General features: G+C 71.7%; 23 protein-coding genes. 13 read left to right on the top strand and 10 right to left on the bottom strand.

The annotated features are described in order from the left end of the window. Position 1 precedes the first annotated feature (1 nt). From KIS93_RS20760 to KIS93_RS20750, 3 genes are all read right to left on the bottom strand, one after another. Positions 2-382, bottom strand: a complete 381-nt coding sequence (locus KIS93_RS20760; RefSeq protein ID WP_080046090.1) for a globin — start codon at positions 380-382, stop codon at positions 2-4. Positions 383-392: 10 nt separating this feature from the next. Beyond that, positions 393-1,220 (bottom strand): mechanosensitive ion channel family protein, encoded by an 828-nt coding sequence (locus KIS93_RS20755; protein ID WP_230465881.1) that lies wholly within the window; start codon positions 1,218-1,220, stop codon positions 393-395. Positions 1,221-1,815: 595 nt separating this feature from the next. Then, positions 1,816-2,100 carry a hypothetical protein gene (locus KIS93_RS20750; protein ID WP_080046092.1) on the bottom strand — a complete coding sequence of 95 codons (285 nt, stop codon included), beginning with the start codon at positions 2,098-2,100 and terminating at the stop codon, positions 1,816-1,818. A 274-nt stretch (positions 2,101-2,374) separates the two neighbouring features. Between KIS93_RS20750 and KIS93_RS20745 the strand changes: the two genes are divergently transcribed. The 9 genes from KIS93_RS20745 (at position 2,375) to KIS93_RS20710 (ending at position 11,255) form a co-directional block, all read left to right on the top strand. Beyond that, entirely contained in the window at positions 2,375-3,928 is a 1,554-nt protein-coding gene (locus KIS93_RS20745; protein ID WP_080046093.1) for an NsdA family TPR-like regulatory protein, read from the top strand. Then, positions 3,925-4,413, top strand: coding sequence for a GNAT family N-acetyltransferase (locus KIS93_RS20740; RefSeq protein WP_080046094.1), 489 nt, complete (start codon positions 3,925-3,927; stop codon positions 4,411-4,413). The genes KIS93_RS20745 and KIS93_RS20740 overlap by 4 nt, the downstream gene beginning before the upstream one ends. A 361-nt stretch (positions 4,414-4,774) precedes the next feature. Then, on the top strand, positions 4,775-5,986 hold the full coding sequence (locus tag KIS93_RS20735; protein ID WP_186404360.1) for a DMT family transporter: 1,212 nt from the start codon (positions 4,775-4,777) through the stop codon (positions 5,984-5,986). Between the two features lie 198 nt (positions 5,987-6,184). Continuing rightward, positions 6,185-6,982, top strand: a complete 798-nt coding sequence (locus KIS93_RS65480) for a hypothetical protein (RefSeq protein ID WP_246005335.1) — start codon at positions 6,185-6,187, stop codon at positions 6,980-6,982. Continuing rightward, positions 6,910-7,911 carry a tetratricopeptide repeat protein gene (locus KIS93_RS65475; protein WP_335673914.1) on the top strand — a complete coding sequence of 334 codons (1,002 nt, stop codon included), beginning with the start codon at positions 6,910-6,912 and terminating at the stop codon, positions 7,909-7,911. Before KIS93_RS65480 ends, KIS93_RS65475 begins: the two co-directional genes overlap by 73 nt. Positions 7,912-8,221: 310 nt before the next feature. Continuing rightward, positions 8,222-8,539 carry a hypothetical protein gene (locus KIS93_RS20725; protein WP_186404358.1) on the top strand — a complete coding sequence of 106 codons (318 nt, stop codon included), beginning with the start codon at positions 8,222-8,224 and terminating at the stop codon, positions 8,537-8,539. 52 nt (positions 8,540-8,591) lie between these two features. Beyond that, a complete protein-coding gene (locus tag KIS93_RS20720; RefSeq protein WP_080047602.1) occupies positions 8,592-9,737 on the top strand; it encodes a pyridoxal phosphate-dependent aminotransferase in 1,146 nt (381 codons plus the stop codon). Between the two features lie 71 nt (positions 9,738-9,808). Further along, positions 9,809-10,435: a TetR/AcrR family transcriptional regulator gene (locus KIS93_RS20715; RefSeq protein ID WP_206068970.1), complete on the top strand. Its 627-nt coding sequence runs from the start codon at positions 9,809-9,811 to the stop codon at positions 10,433-10,435. Between the two features lie 16 nt (positions 10,436-10,451). Then, positions 10,452-11,255: a hypothetical protein gene (locus tag KIS93_RS20710; protein WP_080046098.1), complete on the top strand. Its 804-nt coding sequence runs from the start codon at positions 10,452-10,454 to the stop codon at positions 11,253-11,255. Positions 11,256-11,331: 76 nt separating this feature from the next. Here KIS93_RS20710 and KIS93_RS20705 read toward each other — a convergent pair whose 3' ends face one another. Continuing rightward, on the bottom strand, positions 11,332-11,793 hold the full coding sequence (locus KIS93_RS20705; protein ID WP_080046099.1) for an NUDIX domain-containing protein: 462 nt from the start codon (positions 11,791-11,793) through the stop codon (positions 11,332-11,334). An 11-nt stretch (positions 11,794-11,804) separates the two neighbouring features. Next, the gene (locus KIS93_RS20700; RefSeq protein ID WP_230465883.1) at positions 11,805-12,779 is read right to left on the bottom strand and encodes a YbgA family protein; all 975 of its coding nucleotides are present in this window, start codon (positions 12,777-12,779) and stop codon (positions 11,805-11,807) included. Between the two features lie 92 nt (positions 12,780-12,871). Between KIS93_RS20700 and KIS93_RS20695 the strand changes: the two genes are divergently transcribed. Further along, on the top strand, positions 12,872-13,828 hold the full coding sequence (locus KIS93_RS20695) for an SDR family NAD(P)-dependent oxidoreductase (protein WP_080046100.1): 957 nt from the start codon (positions 12,872-12,874) through the stop codon (positions 13,826-13,828). Positions 13,829-13,917: 89 nt separating this feature from the next. Here KIS93_RS20695 and KIS93_RS20690 read toward each other — a convergent pair whose 3' ends face one another. Both KIS93_RS20690 and KIS93_RS20685 read right to left on the bottom strand, forming a co-directional pair. Beyond that, a complete protein-coding gene (locus KIS93_RS20690) occupies positions 13,918-14,553 on the bottom strand; it encodes a DUF47 domain-containing protein (RefSeq protein ID WP_080047605.1) in 636 nt (211 codons plus the stop codon). 13 nt (positions 14,554-14,566) lie between these two features. Beyond that, positions 14,567-15,523, bottom strand: coding sequence for an inorganic phosphate transporter (locus KIS93_RS20685; RefSeq protein ID WP_230465884.1), 957 nt, complete (start codon positions 15,521-15,523; stop codon positions 14,567-14,569). Between the two features lie 226 nt (positions 15,524-15,749). On the opposite strand from KIS93_RS20685, the gene purU reads away from it, so the two are divergent. Further along, on the top strand, positions 15,750-16,604 hold the full coding sequence (purU, locus tag KIS93_RS20680) for a formyltetrahydrofolate deformylase (RefSeq protein ID WP_080046101.1): 855 nt from the start codon (positions 15,750-15,752) through the stop codon (positions 16,602-16,604). 6 nt (positions 16,605-16,610) lie between these two features. On the opposite strand, the gene KIS93_RS20675 is transcribed toward purU, so the two are convergent. Genes KIS93_RS20675 through KIS93_RS20665 form a run of 3 tightly spaced genes read right to left on the bottom strand, consistent with a single transcriptional unit; the run spans position 16,611 to position 19,829 of the window. Beyond that, entirely contained in the window at positions 16,611-16,961 is a 351-nt protein-coding gene (locus tag KIS93_RS20675; protein WP_080047607.1) for a VOC family protein, read from the bottom strand. Next, on the bottom strand, positions 16,958-17,761 hold the full coding sequence (locus tag KIS93_RS20670) for a helix-turn-helix domain-containing protein (protein ID WP_080046102.1): 804 nt from the start codon (positions 17,759-17,761) through the stop codon (positions 16,958-16,960). Before KIS93_RS20670 ends, KIS93_RS20675 begins: the two co-directional genes overlap by 4 nt. Positions 17,762-17,771: 10 nt before the next feature. After that, positions 17,772-19,829: a prolyl oligopeptidase family serine peptidase gene (locus KIS93_RS20665; protein ID WP_080046103.1), complete on the bottom strand. Its 2,058-nt coding sequence runs from the start codon at positions 19,827-19,829 to the stop codon at positions 17,772-17,774. A 283-nt stretch (positions 19,830-20,112) separates the two neighbouring features. Here KIS93_RS20665 and KIS93_RS20660 point away from each other — a divergent pair, with 283 nt between their 5' ends. Beyond that, positions 20,113-20,619 (top strand): HNH endonuclease, encoded by a 507-nt coding sequence (locus KIS93_RS20660; protein WP_080047608.1) that lies wholly within the window; start codon positions 20,113-20,115, stop codon positions 20,617-20,619. Positions 20,620-20,664: 45 nt separating this feature from the next. After that, positions 20,665-21,462 (top strand): GNAT family N-acetyltransferase, encoded by a 798-nt coding sequence (locus tag KIS93_RS20655; protein ID WP_080046104.1) that lies wholly within the window; start codon positions 20,665-20,667, stop codon positions 21,460-21,462. Positions 21,463-21,482: the final 20 nt, after the last annotated feature.

Genomic DNA, 21,482 nt, shown 5'->3' with positions numbered 1-21,482 from the left:
GTTATGTGGGCGAGTTCACCAGGCTGTGGGCAGCGTAGACCAGATAGTCCCAAAGCCTGGTCTCCAGCTCGTCGGGCAGGTCGAGCGAATCGACCGCGTCACGCATGTGCCGCAGCCACGCGTCGCGCTCCGCCTCGCCGATCACGAACGGCATGTGCCGCATGCGCAGCCGGGGATGGCCGCGCTGCTGGCTGTAGGTGTTGGGGCCGCCCCAGTACTGGATCAGGAAGCCCCGCAGCCGCTCCTCGGCGCCCGACAGGTCGGACTCCGGATAGAGCGGCAGCAGGATCGGGTCTTCGGCGACCCCCTCGTAGAAGCGGTGCACGAGGCGCCGGAAGGTCTCCTCGCCTCCGACGGCGTCGTAAAAGGAGGTCTCTGTCACGTTTCCTAGCTTAGGCGGTGGCGACCATGGGGATGCCCGCGGTGTCGAGCGCCGTCTTGACCCTGAGCCTGAGCTCACGCGCCACCTCCGCCTGCGCCGACGGCAGCGTCTTGGCCGAGATGCGGAACACCAGCGAGCTGTCGGAGAGCTGCTCCACCCCGAACACCTGCGGCGGCTCCACGATCTTCGACTCGCGCAGCTCGGGGTCGGCCCAGATCTCCTCGGCGACGTGCTCCAGCAGCACCTTGACGCTGACCACGTCGGCGTCGTAGGCCACCGGCACGTCCATGAACGCGCGCGACCAGCCCTGCGACTCGTTGCCGACCCGGGTGATCGTGCCGTTGCGTACGTACCAGACCCGGCCGTCGACGTCGCGCAGCCGGGTGACGCGCAGGGTGACCGCCTCGACCGTGCCCACGGCGGGGCCCGCGTCGATCACGTCGCCGACGCCGTACTGGTCCTCCAGCAGCATGAACATGCCCGCGATGAAGTCCTTCACCAGCTCCTGCGCGCCGAAGCCGATCGCCACGCCCAGGATGCCGACGCTGGTCAGCAGGGGTGCGATGGGGATCGTCAGCCGGTCGAGGACGGTCAGCACCGCCGTGCCGAGGATGACGATCGAGGCGATGTGCTTGAGCACCGACCCCATGGTCTCGGCCCGCTGCTTGCGCCGCTCGTGCAGGAGCGCGTCGATGCTGTCGGTCGCCGCGCCCTTGCGGAACCGGCTGGTGATCGAGCCACCCGTTGCCGCCCGGTTGACCACGCGCGTGATGACCCGATGCGCGACGTTCCGCAGGGCGAACGCGAGCACGAGGATCAGAACGACGACGACCAGCATGGCTGCCAGGGGTGCCCAGGCCGCGTTGTTGAAGATTCCAGCGATCGTTGAGCAAACCGGGTCGTTCTGACAGGTCACGGCCACTTGTGAGGTCACCTTGTCGATATCGGGTAGCACCGATGGAGTCGTCGGCGGTGGCGACGGCGTCACCAGCAGTAACACTATGGTGGATCCCCCTCCGGAAGCGGTTCGGTCAGCAACTTGGACCGTTTCGATCCAAAAATACCGCTGACCGAACCGCCCGCCGTCACATCACGCCGGGGAAGACGGGGTCGCCTGCTCTCTGGGCCGCGGAGGGAGAGAGCCTGCGCTCCGATGACGGACGGCTCGGGACGGGACACGCACCCGGAAGCGTGCCCCATGCCGGTTCCGGGAGGGATCCCCCGAACACCCGCCCGGCTGACCCGGGCGGGCGGATCGTGGACGCGGCGCGGTGCAGCCGCGTGAGGCGCAGGTGAGCGGGCCGGAACCGGCGGAGTGACCAGGGCTCCGACGTGCGGGAGACCCTCCGCACCGGCCACTCCGCCGGCTCCCAGGAGCCGCCGTGGGTTGCGGTGAGCCGCGGTGGCTGCGCTCCACCCGGTTCACCGGGTCGTCACTCCCCCACGGCGGCGAGTACGCGGGCGACCTTCGTCGCGGCACCGGCCGGGTCGTCGGCGGTGTGCATCCGCTCGCCCCAGGACCAGCAGTACCACCAGTCGCGCATGTCGGAGACGGCTGCCGACCGGCAGGTGACGTTCTCGGACAGGCTCGTCGCGCTCGGGTTGATGACCCGTACGAACGTGCGTCCGCTCTGGGTCCGGACCACTCGTGCGAGCAGCCCTCGTGCGTCCAGTTCAGCTACGAGACGCTCCAGGTGCTCGAAGTTGTCGTCCCCCACCGTTCGTTCCTCCCTCAGGAATCGTTGCTGGTGGGCCAAACATGGCTCAAGTCAAGGGTTCGCGCAACGAGGGGATCCGCTCACAGGGAGTCGCTTCTCACTCGTGGGAGGTAAGAAACAGTCCCGGGGAGGATGTTCCTTAACCGTAGGTTGAGTGAAGGCGTTCCCATCGCGTCGGCATTGCTTCATAGTCATGGGTAGGCGCAGGGCAACTTGAGGGCTACGCTGAGTCACCAGTTGCGGACCGGTCGAGACATGCGTGAGAGGGGCCGGGATGTCCGGCAGACAGCACAGAGAGACGGAGATCGCCCGGCGGATCAGGGCCAAGGGTCTGGCCGCCGGGCGCACGTCGGCTCAGATCGCTGATGAGATCCACGAAGCGTGCGCGGCGGGGTTCGGCACGAGCCGCATCAAGGCTCATCGGCTGGCTCACGGCATCGCTCTGGCCGACGTCATCGAGCAGGTGCGAGCCCTGTTCGAGCGCGACAACAAGGCGATGCCCGGCATCGGCGAGACGCTCCTGTCGGCGTACGAGAGCGGGCTGAAACGCCCGGGGCCCGAATACCTGCACTACCTGTGCACGGTCTACCGGGTCGAGCCGGCGGCGCTGGGTTACGACCCGCCCTGCATCTGCGGTCACGGCCACCGGATGCCGGGGGTGGTGGCCGCGGCGGAGGTCAAGGAGCGCCCGCAGCGCCCGCAGGAGCGCGAGCTCGTGCTCCGGCCGGTGGAGACGGACCCGGAGGACGAAGAGGATGAGAACATCCTCCGCCGCACCCTTTTAAACTCCCTTCAGGCCGACGCCAACCTGACCGACCTGGAGGGGCCGGTGCTGGGGGCGTGCGAGAGCATCCGGCGCCGGATGGACGAGACGCTGGTCTCCTCCACCGTGTCGGCCGCGATGCTCGACCAGTGGGAGGAGTCCACGGTCAGCTTCGGCCGCCAGTACACGACCACGGCGCCGCTGCGGCTGCTGTGCGACGTGCTGCTGGAGCTGAGCGCCGTGCGTACGGCGATGTCGCAGCGCCAGCCGATCGACCTCCAGGAGCGCCTGTGCAGGATGGCGGCCCAGCTGTCCGGGCTGGCCGGCATGATCATGATCAACCTGGGTGACCAGCGGCTGGCCCGGTCGTTCTTCCGCACCGGCCGCACCGCGGCCGACGAGACCGGCGACCGCGCGCTGCGGGCGTGGATCGGGGCCCGCGAGTCGCTCGTGCCCCTCTACTTCGGCGACGCCCGCGAGGCGCTCACCCTGGCCAAGAAGAGCCGCGACATGGCGGGCTCGACGCCGTGCCCGGCCCAGGCGATGGCGCCGGTCGTCGAGGCCAGGGCGCTGGCCATGATGTCGAACGGCGAGAGCAAGAAGGAGATCGTCGACCAGGCCAAGCGGGCGCTCGCGCGGGCCAGGAACGCCTTCACCCATCTGCGCCCCGAGGATCAGGAGGACGTCGCTTTCGGGTACACCGAGAAGCAGCTCTACTTCTACCAGGGCGACGTGCTCACCAAGCTCGGTCAGACGATCGAGGCGGAGGTCGTGCTCGACCAGGCGCTGGAGAAATACGAGGACCACATCCTCGACCAGACGCTGATCAGGCTCGACCAGGCCCAGTGCCGGCTGATCGACGGAGACGTGCAGGAGGCGGTGGCCATCGCCACGAAGGCACTCAATCTGGTCAGCGACGAGTATCTGACCGACCTCATCGTGCGGCCCGCGCTGGCGCTCGAACGGGCGATCATCTCGCGGGACGCCACCGTTCCAGGACTGGACGGCTTCTCGGCCGCCCTCAGACGGACGAAGCAACCCGAGTTGAAAGGGGGCGATGGATGAAGCTGACGATCAGACGCTATCGGTGGTCGGATCTCGACACCATTCTCGCACTCCACCGGATCTGCCTCGCGGAGGTGGGCCTGGTACCCGGTGACGGCGTCTACTACGACGACGACTTCCCCCGCATCCAGGAGATCTACCTGGGCTGCGGCGGTGACTTCCTCGTCGGGGAGATCGGCTCGCGGGTCGTGGCCATGGGCGGGCTGAAACCCGTCGACACCGGCACGGCGGAGGTCTGCCGGTTGAGGGTCCATCCCGAGTTCCAGCGCCGCGGCTTCGGCGCGGCCATGCTCATCGCGCTCGAACGGCGGGCGGTGGAGCTCGGCTTCCACAGCGTCAGAGGTGACACCACGCTCAACCAGGAAGCGGCGCTGGCGCTGTACGAGCGTCAGGGCTGGCGCGAGCTGTGCAGGGAGCAGGTGGGCGGCCTGGTCGTCGTCTACGGTGAGAAACGCCTGGTCCCGCCCGCAGTGCTGGAGCTTTAGAACGCGCATCGCCACACGGCCCCAACCATCCCCCTCCTGGGGCCGCCACTCTCGTCTTTCCCGGTGACCTGTCCCGGGCCCGCTCGGCGTGACGAGACCGCCGAGCCTCTTCCGTCACGCTGGGTGACCGTCTCCGGCCGCCGGCCCCGACATCTTTCGCCTCATTTCCTATGCGAGATATGTCGGAGACGCCGTAAAGTGGCGTCGTCGGATAAGGATGTACGAACCCGCGGGTGAGGGTCTTACCACTGAGGTGTAAGCAAGCCTCACCGGCTGCTCCCTGTACATCCAAGGCTGCGAATAGTAGTGCCATGCTTTTACCATGGCAGTCGTGGCCGCTCCCCGCCCCCTTCGGGGAGCCGTGCTTCTGGTGTTCGTCAGCGCCGCCTGGGGGTCGGCCTTCCCGCTGATGAAAGATCTCATCCACCGGTTACCGGTGGAGGACCTGCTCGCCGAGCGTTACCTGCTGGCCGCGCTGACGCTGTTCCTCATCAGGCCCGGCTGCCTGCGGGGGCTGTCGCGCGACACGTGGATCAACGGGGGCCTGCTCGGGCTGATGTTCGGGGCCGGGCAGGTGGGCCAGGCCATGGCGCTCGGCAGCCTGCCGTCCGCGGTGTCCGGCTTCGCCGTCGGATGCAGCGTGGTGATCACGCCGATCCTGTCGCTGATGATCTTCAAGGAGCCGGTACGCCGGCGCGTCTGGGCCGGGGTCGCGTGCGCGCTGGCGGGCATGGCCGTCTTCACCCTGGTGCGCGGGGTGGAGGAGCACCGGATCTCGCTGCTCGCCCTCGGCGTCACGCTCGCCGCCGCCGCGCTCTACTCCGGCCACACCCTGCTGCTCGGGCGGCTGTCGGAGCGTCCCACCGGTTTCCCCGCCTACGCGCTGACGGTCATCCAGCTCTTCACCATCGGGGTGCTCACGGGCTGTTTCGCCGTACGCGACGGGATCTCCCTGCCGGTCGGGCTGCCCGACTGGGGCATCCTGCTGCACCTGTCGGTGATCTCGTGCGCGCTCGGCTTCCTGGCCCGCTCCCACGCCCAGGCCCACCTGCCGGCGGTGCCCAGCCAGATCCTCATGTCGTCCCAGCCCCTGTGGGTGGCGGCGATCGCGGTGATCTGGTTCCACGAGCAGCTCGGGTGGGGCATGGTCCTCGGCGGCCTGCTGATGGCCGGGGCGATGCTGCTCGCGCTGCCCTCCCGCGCGCAGGCGCGGGGAACGGAGCGCCGCCGGCTGCTGTCCGTCGCCCGCCGGGCGGCCCAGGTGCTCGCCAGTCAGCGGATCAAGCGTGAGGATCCGCTGCACCTCCAGGCGGGGGTGACGCCGTACATCGCCAAGAGCGCCTGTACGGACTCCTCCGCCTGCCCATGGCAGACCCGCTCTCTCAAGGGCGGCGCCGAGCCGAGCCTGGAGCGCCTGATCGAGCGGGCCACCCGCATCGTCCGGGCGAACGACCCGCAAGGGCCCGGCTGCTGCCAGTCGGTCACGCTGCTCGGCAGGTGCCTGTGCGACTTGATGGAGGAATCGGATCAGACGCATACCACAGGATTGCACCGTTGGTTTCGGTCCTCCTAGGTTAGATATTCCCCACAAAAGGCAACTGCTTTTTATCCATCGTCTTCCCACTTATTCGCGATAAACCTTGATATTCGGTGGGGTGACCCAATAATGGGTGTTTCAACCCCAAGTGGAGAGGCATGTCATGAAGCGCATCGTCGTCCGCAAGCCTGGAACGGCAAGGCTCGCAGGGACCTCCAGCGTCATTCACAAGGGGTGACTGAGGAGAGGTCCCACCTCAGGGTCCAGGGCGAACCACCCGCCCGATGGGGGGCCGTGCGGCTGCTGGCGCCGTTGATCGACGCCCACCGGCGGCCGCGCGGCCCCTACACCTTCGCCGCCGCGCTCCTGCGCCACCTGGCGCCCTCGGCCCTGCGGCAGGCCCCTGAGCTGGTGGCCGCCCACCACATCGAGATCCTGGCGGCCGCCCCCGAGCTGGCCGACCTCTTACCGGCGGCGCCGATCACGAGCGGCGCGGACCTGTCCGACGAAGAGCGCATCCTCGTGCCCGCGCCCCGCCGCACGCTGCGGCTGGCCAACGGGCTCGCGGAGTTCGTCCGCGACGCCGTGCACCCCGGCCGCGCCATCGCCGTGTGCAACGCCGACGCCGCCGACCCCACCGACACCGAGCTCCTGGACGTCATGATCCGGCGGATCCCGCCCGCCACCCTGACGATCATGGTGTACGCCGGCGGCCCCGAGCCGCCCCCGACACCCGCGACACCGCCGAGCTGTGGCGCCTCGTCGACCGCTGCACCCGGGAAGGGTTCCTGCACGCCGTCGCCGAGCTGGGGGAGCAGGGCATGGGAGCCACGCCGCCGGGCGGCACCAGCTGGTGGCGCTTCGCCCAGCGCACCGCCACCGCGCTCGGCGGGCTCGGCCGCACCGACGAGGCCCGCGCCATCTGGGACCGCGTGCGCCTGGTCAGCCAGGACCCGGCCATGCACGCCGCCGCCGCGTACGGCACCGCCATGCTCGACGCCCGCCACCCCGACCCCGCCCGCCGCGACCTGACCCGCGCCAGAGCCTGGATCAACGAGGCCATCGCCATCTCCACCATCCTGCCCGACCCCGCCGAGCGGGCCTTCAAGCTCGGCTTCGACCGCAACGGCCTCGCCCTCATCGAGCTGCGGCAGGGACGGCTCGACGCCGCCCTCACGCTGGTGGAGTCGGCCATCGAGCTGGCGGGCGAGCTGGGGGAGCGCCACCGGCAGCACCGGATGGTGCTCCTCGCCAACAGGGCCCAGCTCCTGGCCGCTCTCGGACGTACGAAGGAGGCGCTGGAGGACTACGGGGCGGCGATCGCCCTCGACCCCGCCTTCCCCGACCAATACCTGGAACGCGGGAACCTGCTGTTCAAGCTGGGCCGCCACGAGGAGGCCGGCGCCGACTTCGAGCAGGCCATGCGCCTCGGGCCGCCGCTGCCCGAGGCCTACTACAACCGGGCCGAGCTGTACGCCGTGCGGGGCCAGACCGAGGCGGCGCTGGCCGACCTCGGCCGCGTGATCGACCTCGACCCCGCCTACCTCGACGCCTACGTCAACCGGGCCGGGCTGCTGGCCGGCTGCGAACGCGACGAGGAGGCCAGGGCCGACGTGGAGGCCGGGCTCCGGCTCGCGCCCGGGAACCCGTACCTGCTGACGGTCCTGGGCCAGCTGGAGACGGCGGCAGGCCACCACGCGGAGGCCGAGGCGGCGCTGGAGCAGGCCATGGAGCGGGCGCCCGGCCTGGTCGCGGTGTGGGCCAGCCGGGGCGCGCTCCGGTACGCCACGGGCGACCTGGAGGGCGCGGTGGACGACCTGACGCACGCCATCGAGCTCCACTCGCAACCCGACCTCTACACCAACCGCGCGATCGCCCTACGCGCCCTGGGCCGCCACGCCGAGGCCGAGGCCGACGACCATCGGGCGGCCAAGGCAGCGGATGGCAGCATAGGCATATGACGGGGCAGTCGGAGCAAACGGGGCAAACGGAGCCGACGGCGCGTGTCGAGGGGACCGCGCCTGCCGAGCGGGCGGCGCCCACCGGGCCGACGGCGCCTGCCGAGTTGACGACGCCTGCCGGGTCGGCGGTGCGTGCCGAGCCGACAGCGGCCGCAGAGCGAGCGGTCTCTGCGGGGCGGGTGGGGCGGATCGGGCGGGCCGCCGTGGTGTGTGGGGCCGTTGGTGTGTTGTGGTGGGCGACGGTGCGGCTGGCGTGGGCCGGGTCGGGTGTGAGGACTGGGGGTGTCTGGCGCCGGCCGTCGGTGTCGTCGTGGTGCTCACCCTGGCACTGCTCGCCGGCACCGTGCTCGCCCTGGAGCGGGTGGGTGTGCGGCCGGGGTGGCGGGTGGCGTTGACGGCGGCCGGGGTGCTCGTCGTGCTCCGGCTCGCCAGTGAGGTGCTGCCCTCCTGGACGTCGCAGCTCGTGGACGCGGCGACGACCGGGCTGGTGTTCGCGGGAGCGGGGGCGCTGGCCGCGTTCATAACGGAGGCCGGCTCGCCGGGCCGCCGGCGGCTGGTGACCGCGCTCGCCCTGATGGCGCTGCTGCCGGTCGCCCTCGCCACGTCCGTCGTCAGGCACGGCATCTGAGGTACGTCCGTTGTCAGGCACGGCTTCTGACGCCCAGCCCTTGGAGGTGCTCATGCGACCCAACTCCCGATTCGCGCACGTGCAGCCGTTCGACATCGACAGGGTGGCCGCCGCGGCCGGAGCCGATCCGGACGTGCTGCGCATGGAGAACCTGGACACCGACGTCCCGCCCCCGCCCGCCGCGGTCGAGGCGACCGTGCGCTCGCTCCAGGAGGGCACCGGCAACAGCTGGCTGCCGTTCACCGGCCTGCCCGAGCTGTGCGCGGCGGTGGCCGACGACCTGCGGGAACGCACGGGACAGGACTACGACCCGCTGCGCCAGATCGCGATCACCTCGGGCGGGACGTCGGCCGTCATGCCCGTGCTGCTGGCCACCACCGAGCCGGGCGACCCCGTGGTGCTCACCGACCCGACGTACGCGGGGCTGCTCCAGCGCGTACGGCTGTCGGGCGCGCGGCCCCACCTCGTGCCGTTGCGGGTGGACGGCGGGCACTGGCGGCTGGACCGGGAGGCGCTGGCCGAGGCAGGACCGGCGGCGGCCCTGCTGCTGATGAGCCCGTCGATGCCGTCGGGCGTGGTGCTCGACCGTGAAGACTGGGAGCTGGTCGCCCGGGTGTGCGAGCGCACCGGCGCGTACCTGATCTACGACGCCGCGATGGAGCGCATCGTCTTCGACGGCCACCCACGCGTCAACCCGTGCCAGGTGGACGGCCTCGCCGAGCGGACGATCATCATCGGCTCGGTGTCCAAGGAGTACCGCATGATCGGCTGGCGGATCGGCTGGGTCGCGGGGCCGGCGGACATCATGTCCCGGATCATGGTGGCGACCATCTACAACACGACCGTCGCCAGCGGCTTCCACCAGCTCGGCGCGGCGGCCGCCCTGCGGGAGCCGTCGGGGGTGGCGGAGGCGGTCGCCGAGTACCAGGCCCGCCACGAGACGGTGGCCGCCCAGCTCGACGGCCTGCCGCTGGTGCGGGCGGGCGGCGGCTGGTCGTGCCTGGTGGACGCGGAAGCGCTGGGCCTGACGGCGGCCGACCTGTCGGCCCGCCTGCTCGACCGCGGCCGGGTCGCCGCCACGCCCATGACGGCGTGGGGCGAGACGGTGGCGCCGCGCTACGTCCGTCTCGTCTTCAGCAACGAGCCGGTCGAACGCCTGGCGGAGCTACGCGCCAGGTTCGACGCCGCCCTGTCCTGAGCTGCCGGGCTGGGCCGTCCTGAGCTTCGGGCGGGATCGGCCGCCGTGCCGTCCTGAATATCCTTGACCGCATGGGCACACGCGGCAGGCAGGCCGAGGCGGCACGTAACGATCTGCGGCTGCTGCGGGCGGCGCACGAGGTGTTCACCACGCAGGGCTTCGACGCGCCCGTGTCGGCCATCGCCAAGCAGGCGGGCGTCGGCATGGGCAGCCTCTACCGCCGCTACCGCACCAAGGAGGAGCTGCTCCAGCGCCTGTGCCTGATCGCGATGGAGCGGGTGGTGGAGGCGGCCGAGGCGGGCCTGGCCGAGCCCGACCCGTGGGAGGGCCTGGCGCTCTACGTCCGCACCTGCGTGGCCAACAGGGCGGGCGCGCTGGCGCCGGTCGCGGGCACGATCGAGGTCACCGACGAGATGTGGCGCGTCTCGCGCCGCGCCGACGAGGTGGCCGAGCAGGTCGTGGCCCGCGCGCACGAGGCGGGCGTGCTCAGGAGCGACGTGACCATGCTCGACATCTCGCTGCTCATGGAGCAGTTCGGCCGCCCGGCGGCCGGGCCGCCCCGCCCGGAGCACGAGCAGGTCAAGCAGCGCCTGCTGGCCATCGCCCTCGACGGCCTGCGCGCGCCGGGCCGCACGGAGCTGCCGGGCGAGGCGCCGACCCTGGAGTGGTACGAACGGCGTTGGGGAACCCCTCCGTAGGTCTACGGTGGGGTGCGTGGGGTTCAACGAGCTGCTCGACGGCCTTGATCACAGTGCCAGCGTCCAGGCGGCGGGCATCAGGCGCGGCTACGGCGGGCCGCCCGTGCGCGCGGTGAGCGTCACCTCGGGCATGACGCGGCTGCGCTGCGCCTCCCTGCTCAAACCCCTGTACGCGTGGGTGAGCGCGGCCCGCATCCCCGACACCGACCGGTGGCGCCGCCACGCCGAACCGGCCGTCGTCATCTCCTCCAACGCCGACACGCTCAACCTGTGGCTCGCCGTCGGCCCGCGCGTCATCCTCGACGACCTGCGCGAGCGCACGGGCGTGGCGTGGGCGCTGCCGAACGGCGACCCGTCCAGGTTCGGCTCGGTCGAGGTCACGGCCGACGAGGTCAGCGCCGCCTACGCGGTGTTCGCTCAGTCGGCGGTCGCGGGCGATCCGGTGGCCGGGGCGGTGCTGGGCTGGATGGGGCAGGTGGCGGAGCCGCAGGCGTTCGGCGCGCGCGAGGCGCTGGGCTGGCCGGAGTCGGCGGTCAAGTGCGGCTGGTACGGCGCGCCCGACGAGACCTGCCTGCGCACCCACGCCGTCGCCGTCCAGCCGCGCGGCGGCACCCGGGTGAGCGTGATCGTCGCGATGACCGCGCTGCCCTACACCGACGTGCGCGAGCGTGACCTCTACCGGGAGCGGGTGGGCGAGGGCCGGTCCGTGGAGGGCGAGCACGAGAAGGTGGCGGGCCGGGTGCTGCGCGGGCTGATGACGGCGACGCAGGAGGAGCTGGGGCTCGCCAAGCCCCGCCGAAAGGCCAGGCCAGGCCCGTGAGGCACGACGGCGAAGGTCACGCGGGCCGCTCGGCGGCGTCGGAGTTTCAGGCGGGGCGCTCGGCGGCATCCGGGCTTCAAGCAGGCTGTTCGGCGGCGTCCGGGTTTCGGGTGAGCTGCTCGATGAGGCTCGCCAGCTCGGGCGGATCGACCCCCTCCGGCAACTCCTCGACCCACACGCAGCCGCGGAAGGCCGCGCGCTCCTCCTCGGTCAAGGCCCCGGGATCCACCGGGGGCCGTGCCTCGGCGAACCTGGCCAGGTAGAACAGCTCCCGCTTCAGGAACCGCGTGCCCAGCCACCGGAAGTCCCGGTCGACCTCCACGTGCCGGTCGAGCACCGCCGAGCCGGGCAGCCCCGTCTCCTCGGTCAGCTCCCGCCGGGCCGCCTCCAAGGGGGTCTCGCCGGGCTCCAGCCTGCCGCCGGGCGGCTCCCAGACCTCGGTGTCGTCGACGTGGTCGTACCAGTGCATCAGCAGCACCCGTCCGTCGCGGTCGAGGCAGATCACGCGGGCGGCGGGCCGCTCGTCGACGTCGCTCACGCTCCCCGAGCCTACTGGGGCACGTGGTGCCGCAGCCGCAGGGCGTCGGGGTAGGGGGAGAAGTACGTCTGGTCGCGTACGTACGCCGCGGCCTCCCCGCGGGCGTGGTGGCGCAGCAGGGTCGTGGGCACGCTCAGCGGCACCAGGCCCGCCTGGTAGGCGTCGATGACGTCCACCACGTCGGCCCGCCTGACGGGGTCGAGCGCGAGCATGCCGAGGCAGTGCTGCAGCACGTTGACGTTCTTGCCCGTGGTGGCCTTCGTGGCGAGCGTGCGCTGGAACGCCTCCGTGTACCGGGCGGCCACCTCCTCGCGGGGCCGTCCGCCGGCGGCGGCGACCACGCGGCCCGCCTCCCGGTAGAGATCAGGGTCGTGGGCGAGGAGCTGCATCTTGTGCCGGGCGTGGAAGGCGACGAGGTCGCGGGTGCGCCAGTCGCCGGCGAACAGCGCGCGCAGCCGGGCGTGCGCGAACACCCGCTCCACGAAGCTCTCCCGCAGCAGCGCGTCGTGCAGCCGGCCCTCGTCCTCGACGGGCAGCAGCGGGCGCCGCCGCATGACGATCCCGCTGAACACGCCCCTGTTGCGCCGGTCCGCCGGGGTCCCGTCGGGACGGTAGACGGGCACGCCGTGGATGCCGCAGGTGGGGCTCCTGGCCTTGAACACGTACCCGTCCACGTCGAGCTCGGCGGCCCGCCGGTCGGCGAGCCGGGTCATGCGGGCGGTCAGGTCCACGTGCGTCGTGCGGGTGACCAGGCGGGGGCCGTCGTCCGACCGCTCCTGCCGCAGGGTCTCGCGGGGCGCGCCGAGGCCCGCCTCGATCTCGGGGCAGACGGGGACCCAGTCCACGTACGGGCCGAGGGCGTCGGTCAGGAAGCGGTCGCGGCTGTGCCCGCCGTTGTAGCGCACCGGCTCGCCCAGGAGACAGGTGGAGACCGCCAGCCGGGGGCGTGCGGCCTGCGCGCCTGCCGTCCCGGGATCGTCGATCACCTTCACATTGCAGCCGGTACGGCCGGAGGCGGGCAACCAAGCCCGAGAAGATCATTTGACTTCGAGTGCACTCTCATTCATAGCGTGGAGGCATGACCACGCCACAACACAAGATCGGGTCCGGTTTCGGTGCCACGAGCACCGCGGACGACGTGCTGCACGGCATCGACCTGTCCGGGAAGCTGGCGATCGTCACCGGCGGCTACTCCGGCATCGGCCTGGCCGCCACGCGCGCGCTGACCGCTGCCGGCGCGCACGTCGTGGTGCCCGCCCGCCGCCGCGCCGCCGCCGAGGAGGCGCTCAAGGACGTCGACGGGGCCGAGGTGGACGAGCTCGACCTCGGGGACCTCGCCAGCGTGCGCGGCTTCGCCGAGCGCTTCCTCGCCACCGGCCGTACCGCCGACATCGTGATCACGAACGCGGGCATCATGGCCTGCCCGGAGACCCGCGTCGGGCCCGGCTGGGAGGCGCAGTTCGCCACCAACCACCTCGGCCACTACGCGCTGGTCAACCTGCTCTGGCCGGCCATCGAGCGCGGCCGGGGCCGGGTGGTGTCGCTCTCGTCGGTGGGGCACCGCCGCTCGCCCATCCGCTGGGACGACGTGCACTTCGAGCGGGGCTACGACAAGTGGGCGGCCTACGGGCAGGCGAAGACCGCGAACGTGCTGTTCGCGGTGCACCTCGACGCCCTCGCCAAGGACGCCGGCGTGCGCGCGTTCGCCGTGCATCCCGGCGGCATCCTCACCCCGCTGCAGCGGCACCTGACCAGGGAGGAGATGATCGGCGAAGGCTGGATGGACGAGCAGGGCAACGTGCTGGCCACGTTCAAGACGCCCGAGCAGGGGGCGGCGACCGAGGTGTGGGCCGCGACGTCGCCGCGGCTGGCCGGCATGGGCGGCGTCTACTGCGAGGACTGCGACATCGCCGAGGCGGCCACCGACCCGGAGGCCCGCTCGGGCGTGCGCTCCTACGCGACCGACCCCGGCGAGGCCGCCCGCCTGTGGGCCCTGTCCGCGCAGCTCACCGGCATCGACGCCTTCGCCCGCTGAAGGCGCCCTTCACCCGCTGAGAACACCCTTCGCCCGCTGAAGGCGCCTTCATCCGCTTAAGGCACCTTCGCCCGCTGGAGGCGCCACCGTCAGCGTTTCATCGCGCCGTCGGCGATGGCGTCGGCCGCGTCGCCGATGGCCACGCCGACGATCTCCAGCCGCCGCACCAGCTCCCGCTCCTTCATCGCGTTCGCGGTGATCTTCTCGTCGGAGAAGATGCGGGAGATCTCGTACTGGTACATCCGCCGGATCGCCCCGCCCGCCTTCTTCGCCTCCAGGGCGTCGTGGGAGACCACGGACGGCCGGGAGGCCAGGCCGCGCACGGCCTCCTCCAGGGCTTCGATGCCCACGATGACCTGGTCGAGCATGGGGGTGAAGCGGATCTGGTCCGGCACCCGGTACAGGTGGGACTCGCGGACGAAGTCGCGCAGCGAGTCGAGCACGTCGTCGATCGACCGGGACAGCCGGAACAGGTCCTCCCGGTCGATCGGCGTGACGAGGGCCGTCTTCAGCTCGTCGATGAGCCGGGCGCGCTCCTCGTCGCCGAGGTGCTCGATCGCGCGCATCTGCTCGTGCGCCCCCGTGCGGCCGACCTCGCCGCCGATCATGGCCATGGCCAGCCACGCGCCTTCCTTGGTGGCTTTGAGCTGGCCGAGCAGCGCCTCCGTGAGGGCGCCGTCCATGCGCCCGGTCATGAGGTCCCTGATCCGCCGCAGCCGCTTCACGCCCACCTTCCCTTCATGACAGTCTCACGCTCGCGAACCCCTTCACCAGCAGGGCGAGCCCCCAGCCGAGCAGGCCGCTGGCGGGCAGCGTCAGCAGCCAGGCGGCGACGATCTTGCCGGCGGCGTACCAGCGGACCCGGCCGCCGCCCTGGGCGACGCCCGCGCCGATGAGGCCGCCGGCGATGGCCTGCGTCATGCTCACGGGCATGCCGACGGCCGCGCAGCCGATCACGGCCGCGCCGGCGGCCAGCTCCGCCGCGACGCCGTGCGGGGGCCGGGAGACGATGATCTCGCGGCCGAGGGTGCGGCCGGCCTTGGGCAGCCCGTACAGGGTGCCGGCGGCGAACAGCACGGCCGCGAGCGCCGTGTACTCGACCGGAGCCCCGGTGAACCCGACCGCGATCATGAACACGGCCAGCATCTTCTGGGCGTCGTTGGCGGCGTACGCGAGCGTCTGGAGCAGGAAGCCCGCCCAGTGCCAGCGCCACAACCCGCGTGCGGTGGTCGTGGCGACCAGCACCCGGATGAGCACCCACGCCAGCAGCCCGCCGGCGAACGGCGCGGCCAGCCCGAACGCCAGCACCAGCGCGACCCACTCGCCCGACACCTGCAGCCCCCAGCCCAGCCCCGCCCCGGTGAGGCCGCCGACGACGGCCAGGGTCAGGCTGGTCGGGCGGCCCTTCGCGCTGAGCACGCCGACCACGGCGAGCGCGGAGACCACCGCGATGATCATCGCGAACTGGCCGCCTGGGTCTCTGTAGGAGCCGAGCCGGGTCACGAACGTCAGCGCCACCTGGTGGGTGACCAGCGGCACCGCCGCCACGAGCACGGTCAGCACCACGATCCCGGTCATCGGGCGGATCGCGGGCAGCTTGAGCCCGGTCGCGAGGAGCGCGCCCCCGTCGTTGATCCCGGCTACGACGGCGAACAGGCCGGCCGCCACGATCAGCACGACAGTGTCCAAGAGCACGCACTCCATCCCGCCCCGGCCTCGGCGGGGCCCGCTCGATCGAGGGATGGGGCCACTCCGCCCCCGCCCATCGCATCCGCTCCACCAGCAGTGCCGAATAACTACCCAAAATGGACACTCGTCCACGGCGTTCCCCGTTACGGTCCTGCATCCCGCCGTCACGGGTACGCTCGACGGAAGGCCGCCGGTCCAGTGGTGGCCCCGTGACGTCCGCGAGAGTGAAGGCATGACCAGCCCCGCCGAATACATCCTGACGCTGTCCTGTCCCGACCGGCCCGGTGTCGTGGCCGCCGTCTCCGGCCTGCTCGCCGGGCACGGATGCAACATCATCGAGAGCCAGCAGTTCGGCGACAGGGTGGGGCAGCGCTTCTTCATGCGCGTGCAGTTCGCGGGAGAGCTGGGGGAGGACGAGCTGAACGCCGCCTTCGCCGCGCTCGCGCCCGACTTCGCGATGGAGTTCAGGCTACGGGACGTCGCGCGCAAGCCGCGCGTGCTGATCATGGTGAGCAAGTTCGACCACTGCCTGAACGACCTGCTCTACCGCGTCCGCTCGAAGGCCCTCGACATCGAGATCGCCGCCGTCGTGTCCAACCACCCCGACCTGCGGCCGCTGACGCAGTCCAACGGCATCGACTACCACCACCTGCCGGTCACCCCCGAGACCAAGCCGAAGCAGGAGGCCGAGGTGCTGGCGCTGGTGGAGCACTACCAGGTCGACCTGGTCGTGCTGGCCCGCTACATGCAGGTGCTCTCGGAGGACCTGTGCGAGAAGCTGGCGGGGCGGGCGATCAACATCCACCACTCGTTCCTGCCGTCGTTCAAGGGCGCCAAGCCCTACCACCAGGCGTACAACCGCGGGGTCAAGCTGATCGGCGCCACCGCCCACTACGTGACGGCCGACCTCGACGAGGGGCCGATCATCGAGCAGGAGGTGGCCAGGGTCAACCACAGCCACTCGCCCGAAGACCTGGTGGCCATCGGCCGCGACGTGGAGTGCCTGGCCCTGGCCAGGGCGGTCAAGTGGCACGCCGAGCAGCGGGTGCTGCTCGACGGCCACAAGACCATCATCTTCCCGCGCTGACCCCCGTCAGGGCCGGTACGTCCCGAAGAACCAGGGGTTGCCCTCGGGGTCGTGGCAGGCGTACTCGCGCGAGCCGTACGGCTGGTCCGTCAGCTCCATCGTGATCGTCGCGCCCGCGGCCCTGGCGCGGTCGTGGTGGGCGTCGACGTCGTCCACCGCGACGTAGATGCCGGGGCCGCCCGGCCTCCCCTGGCCGATCATGATCAGGTCGTCGCCGATGAGCAGCTCGGCGTGGTGGATGACGCCTTCGCCGTTCTTGGACGCCTCGTGCAGGCGGAAGCCGAACGCGCCGGTCAGGAAGTCGATCGCGGCCTGGCAGTTCTCGTAGCGGGCCAATGCGTAGACGGTACGTGTCATGAGGCCCACGATGCCGGGGCGGCGCCGCCGGGTCTTGGACGAATCTGACCTGGCGTGGTGTCGCCCAGCACCCGGAACTCGCGGTTCATGTGCGCCTGGTCGTAGAAGCCGCACTCCGCCGCCGCGACGGCCGGGGCCGTGCCCGCGCGCAGCAGCCGCAGCGCCCGCCCGAACCGGATGACCCTGGCCACCGTCTTCGGCGGCAGCCCCACCTGGTCGTGGAAGCGGGCGACGAGGTGGCGGTGGCTCCAGCCGAGCGCGTCGGCCAGCGACGCCACGCTCAGCCGGCCGCCCGTCTCCAGCAGCCGCGCCCACGCCCACGGCAGCTCGGGCCCCAGCTCGGGGCCCGCCGCGATGCGCTCGCTCAGCAGCCGGTCGGCCAGCGCGAGGCGGGCCCGCCACGACGAGGTCTCCGCCAGCCGCTCCACGAACGCATCCGCGCGCGGCCCGAGCAGGTCGGAGATCGGCACCACCCGGTTCGTCAGGTGCCGCATCGGCAGGCCGTACAGGCGCCGGGCCCCGAACGGCGTCAGGAACACCTCGACGCCCTCCGACGGCCCGGCGACGCGCGTGACGGTGAAACGATCGCCGAGGCCGCCGCCGAACGCCCGCACCCGCTGCCCGCCCGCCTCCATCGGCGTGCCGAAGGCCAGGACGAGCACAGAGCCGGGCATCGCCATCTCCGACCGGGTGACCGGCTCGGCGTAGTGCTCGCGGTAGGCGCACAGCCGGGTCACGTACGGCCGCAGGGCGGCGCTCGGGGCGGCCTCCACCATGGCCAGCCCCGACGTCGCGCTCATGCCTTCGACACTACAGACCCGTGTGCCGCGCCAGGAAGGTCAGCGTGTCGGCCGACAGGTCCACCGACCTGCTCACCGAGCGGGCGCCGTGCCCGACCTCGGTCTCGTTGCGCAGCAGCACCGGCCGGTCGGCCGTCGAGGCGTGCTGCAACGCCGCGCACATCTTCCACGCGTGCAGCGGGTGCACGCGGGTGTCGGACTGGAAGACGGTGAAGAGCGTCGCCGGGTACGCCACCGACTCCTTGACGTGGTGGTAGGGCGAATAGCTCCACAACCAGCCGAACTGCTCGGGGTCGTCGGCCGAGCCGTACTCGACGTTCCAGGTGGCGCCGAGCCCGAACTTCTCGTACCTGATCATGTCGAGCAGCGGCGCCGAGCAGACCACGGCCGCGTACAGCTCGGGGCGCTGCGTCAGCGCGGCGCCCACCAGCAGGCCGCCGTTGGAGCCGCCCGAGATGCCGAGCTGCTGCGGCGTGGTCACGCCGGTGGCGATCAGGTGCTCGGCCGCGGCGTGGAAGTCGTCGAAGACGTTCTGCTTGTTGGCCAGCATGCCCGCGCGGTGCCACTCCTCGCCCTCCTCGCCGCCGCCGCGCAGGTTGGCGATGGCGTAGACGCCGCCGGCCTCCACCCAGGCCAGGATCGAGGCCGAGTAGCCGGGCGTCATCGACACGCCGAAGCCGCCGTAGCCGTACAGGATGGTGGGGCGCGGGCCGGTCGCCTCACCGACGGGGGAGATGACCAGCATGCGGACGGGGGTGCCGTCCTTCGAGCGGTAGACCACCTGCTCGGTGCGCACCTCGGGCACCTCGACCGCGCCCGGCGAGGCCGCCCAGAGCGTCGTCTCGCCCGTGCGGGCGTCGTAGCGCTGGATGGTGGGCGGCGTGGTGTTGTCGGTGTAGCCGAACCACGCCTCGTAGCCGCCCTCGGGGCGCTCGGCGATGCCGCCGATCGTGCCCAGCCCCGGCGTCGGCACCTCGCCGACGCGCTCGCCGGTCGCGAGGTCGTGCACGGTGATCTCGCTGATCGCGTGGCGGGTCCAGCCCACCAGCATGACCGGGCGCTCCAGGTCGTCGAGGATCGCGAACGTGCTCAGCACCGCCTCGGGATCCTCGGGGATCAGGTCGCGCCAGGTGTCGGAGCCCGGCTCCGCCGGGTCGGTGACGCAGACGCGGCCCCTCGGCGCGTCGCGGTCGGTGTGCACGTAGAGCCTGCCGTCGCGGCCGAACGTGAGCCCGACCTGCGCGTCCACGCCCTCCTGCACGACCTTCAGGTCCGGCCGGTCGATCGGCGAGGCGGTCAGGTCGGCCACCCAGACGTCGTTGCGCGGCGCGGTGCCCTCGTGGGCCGACACCTGCAGCCAGCGGCCGTCGCGCGAGACCGAGACGCCGTAGTAGTTGGTCATCTTCAGGCCCTGGCCGAAGATCATCACGTCGTCCTCGGTGGAGGTGCCGACGCGGTGCAGGTAGACGCGGCGGTGGAACTGCGTCTCGTTCTCCGGCACCTCGGTGCTCGGCAGCCGGCGCACGTAGTAGAACGCCTCGCCGCCCGGCAGCCACGCGATCGGCGAGTAGCGGCAGCGGTCGATCGGCCCCTCGACGCGGTCGCCGGTGGCCACGTCGATGACGTAGAGGATCGACTCCTCGTTGCCGCCCACCGAGATCTGGTACGCCAGCAGGCGCCCCTCCTTGTCGGGCTGCACCGCGTCGAGCGTGGTCAGCCCGGACGGGTCGAGCGCCATCGGGTCGACCAGCGCCCGCTCGGTGCCGTCGGGCTCGGCCACGTAGTAGACGGCGTGCTCCTGGTCGGGGGTGCGCCGCGAGAAGAAGTGACGCTCGCCGCGCCAGGCCGGCACGCCGACGGAGCCGGACCTGAGCAGCTCGGCGATGCGGTCCTTGAAGCGCTGCGGCCCGCGCTCCTTGCCGAACAGCTCGGCCTGCGCGAGCAGCCACCCCTTGGTCTCGGGGCTGTCGGGGTCCTCCAGCCACCGGTAGGGGTCGGGGACGGGCGTTTCGTGCAGGATGTCGACGGTGTCTTCGCGACGTGCAGTCGGGTACGGCTCTCGCGTCATGCCAGGAACCCTACTGCCAAAGGGCATGCGTAAAGCGCTGGTAGAGCGGGCATAAAACGTACCGTGAGTCCCTCTGGTCATTCCGGCAGGAGGTTTTTGGGGTGGCGGGGACCACGGTGCAAACGCCAGACTTGGTGACAGGACGGTGCCGTGGTGACCATCCGCTGGACCGTCCGGCGGAGGTCCACGTGACGGAAGCACGAGTGCCCCAGGAGGGGCCGACAGGAGGGACATGCCGCGGCATGTCCCCTTTGATACGCGCGCAGCGGGGAGAGGCCCGATGATGCGCCAGGTCCTGCTGCTGAATGCCACTTACGAGCCACTGACCACCCTCTCGCTGCACCGCGCCGTGGTGCTCGTGCTGCGGGAGAAGGCCGACGTCGTCCACCGCGACGGCCGGGGCGCTGTGCTGCGGTCCGCCAGCCGCACGCTCGAGGTGCCCTCGGTGATCAGGCTCCGCAGATACGTACGCATCCCCTACCGGTCCCGCATCCCTCTGACCAGGGCCGCTCTCATGCGGCGCGACGACTACCGCTGCGCCTACTGCGGTCAGAAGGCCGAGACCATCGACCACGTCATCCCCCGGTCCAGGGGCGGCACCCACACGTGGGAAAACTGCGTCGCCTCCTGCACCACCTGCAACCACAGAAAGGCCGACAAATACCTGGAGGAGCTGGGGTGGACACTGCGCGTCAGCCCCGCGGTGCCCCGAGGCGCCCACTGGCGGCTCATCGGCGCCTCGCTCGTCGGCGACCCGCAATGGGCGCCCTACCTCGAGGCGGCGGCCTGAAACGGCGTTGAGCGGGCGGCCACCTGCCTGACACCATGAGCAGGCATGTGGACCTTCACCTCGTCCTTCGACGAGTACGCACGGGTCGCCGAGCCGTTCCTGCTCGGCGACCCGGTGCGCAACACCGTGGCACTGACCGTCCTCGCCAACCTGCGGGCCGGCATGCCCACGAAAGACCCCGTGTTCGGGTGGTGGACGGTGGACGGCCAGGTCCGCGGGTCCATGTTCTGGACGCCGCCGCACCCCGCCGGGCTCTTCGCCGTGCCCGTCGAGGCCGTCGCACCCCTGGTGGAGGCGCTCGACGGCAGGCTGCCCGCCTGCGTGGGCCCGCTGGAGGTCACCGGCGCCGCCACCCGGCTGCTCGGCCCGCCGTCGCGCGTCGTCTCCGAGCGGCTCTACCGGCTCGGCACCCTCACCGTCCCCGACGTGCCCGGCTCCGGCCGGCTCGCGACGCCGGGCGACCTGCCGCTGCTGGTGAGCTGGTACCAGGCGTTCGGCGAGGAGACGGGCATGGGCGAGGGCGACGTCGTCGACCGGGTGGCGCGGCGGCTGGCGGCGCGCGAGCTGTTCCTGTGGGAGGCCGAGCAGGCGCCGGCCTCGCTGGCCGCGCTCTCCCCGGAGGCCGGCGGGGTCTGCCGCATCGGCCCCGTCTACACGCCGCCGTCGCGCCGCCGGCGCGGCTACGGCGCGGCCGTCACCGCGCACGCCAGCCGGGTGGCGCTGGAGGAGCGCTGCGAGCAGGTCGTGCTCTTCACCGACCTGGCCAACCCGACCAGCAACGCCATCTACCAGTCGATCGGCTACGAGCCCGTCTCCGACTACGCCCACCTCACCTACGACTGACCCCCCTGACACACGACGGG

The organism is [Actinomadura] parvosata subsp. kistnae (assembly GCF_900323885.1).
GTDB lineage: Bacteria > Actinomycetota > Actinomycetes > Streptosporangiales > Streptosporangiaceae > Nonomuraea > Nonomuraea composti.
This window is presented reverse-complemented; position numbering and strand designations above follow the sequence as displayed.

Coding starts and splice junctions, on each gene's coding strand:
- KIS93_RS20755 (WP_230465881.1), bottom strand. CDS start 1,220: ATGCTGGTCGTCGTCGTTCTGATCCTCGTGCTCGCGTTCGCCCTGCGG.
- KIS93_RS20745 (WP_080046093.1), top strand. CDS start 2,375: ATGTCCGGCAGACAGCACAGAGAGACGGAGATCGCCCGGCGGATCAGG.
- KIS93_RS20740 (WP_080046094.1), top strand. CDS start 3,925: ATGAAGCTGACGATCAGACGCTATCGGTGGTCGGATCTCGACACCATT.
- KIS93_RS65475 (WP_335673914.1), top strand. CDS start 6,910: ATGCACGCCGCCGCCGCGTACGGCACCGCCATGCTCGACGCCCGCCAC.
- KIS93_RS20720 (WP_080047602.1), top strand. CDS start 8,592: ATGCGACCCAACTCCCGATTCGCGCACGTGCAGCCGTTCGACATCGAC.
- KIS93_RS20715 (WP_206068970.1), top strand. CDS start 9,809: ATGGGCACACGCGGCAGGCAGGCCGAGGCGGCACGTAACGATCTGCGG.
- KIS93_RS20695 (WP_080046100.1), top strand. CDS start 12,872: ATGACCACGCCACAACACAAGATCGGGTCCGGTTTCGGTGCCACGAGC.
- purU (WP_080046101.1), top strand. CDS start 15,750: ATGACCAGCCCCGCCGAATACATCCTGACGCTGTCCTGTCCCGACCGG.
- KIS93_RS20675 (WP_080047607.1), bottom strand. CDS start 16,961: ATGACACGTACCGTCTACGCATTGGCCCGCTACGAGAACTGCCAGGCC.
- KIS93_RS20670 (WP_080046102.1), bottom strand. CDS start 17,761: ATGAGCGCGACGTCGGGGCTGGCCATGGTGGAGGCCGCCCCGAGCGCC.
- KIS93_RS20665 (WP_080046103.1), bottom strand. CDS start 19,829: ATGACGCGAGAGCCGTACCCGACTGCACGTCGCGAAGACACCGTCGAC.
- KIS93_RS20660 (WP_080047608.1), top strand. CDS start 20,113: ATGCGCCAGGTCCTGCTGCTGAATGCCACTTACGAGCCACTGACCACC.
- KIS93_RS20655 (WP_080046104.1), top strand. CDS start 20,665: ATGTGGACCTTCACCTCGTCCTTCGACGAGTACGCACGGGTCGCCGAG.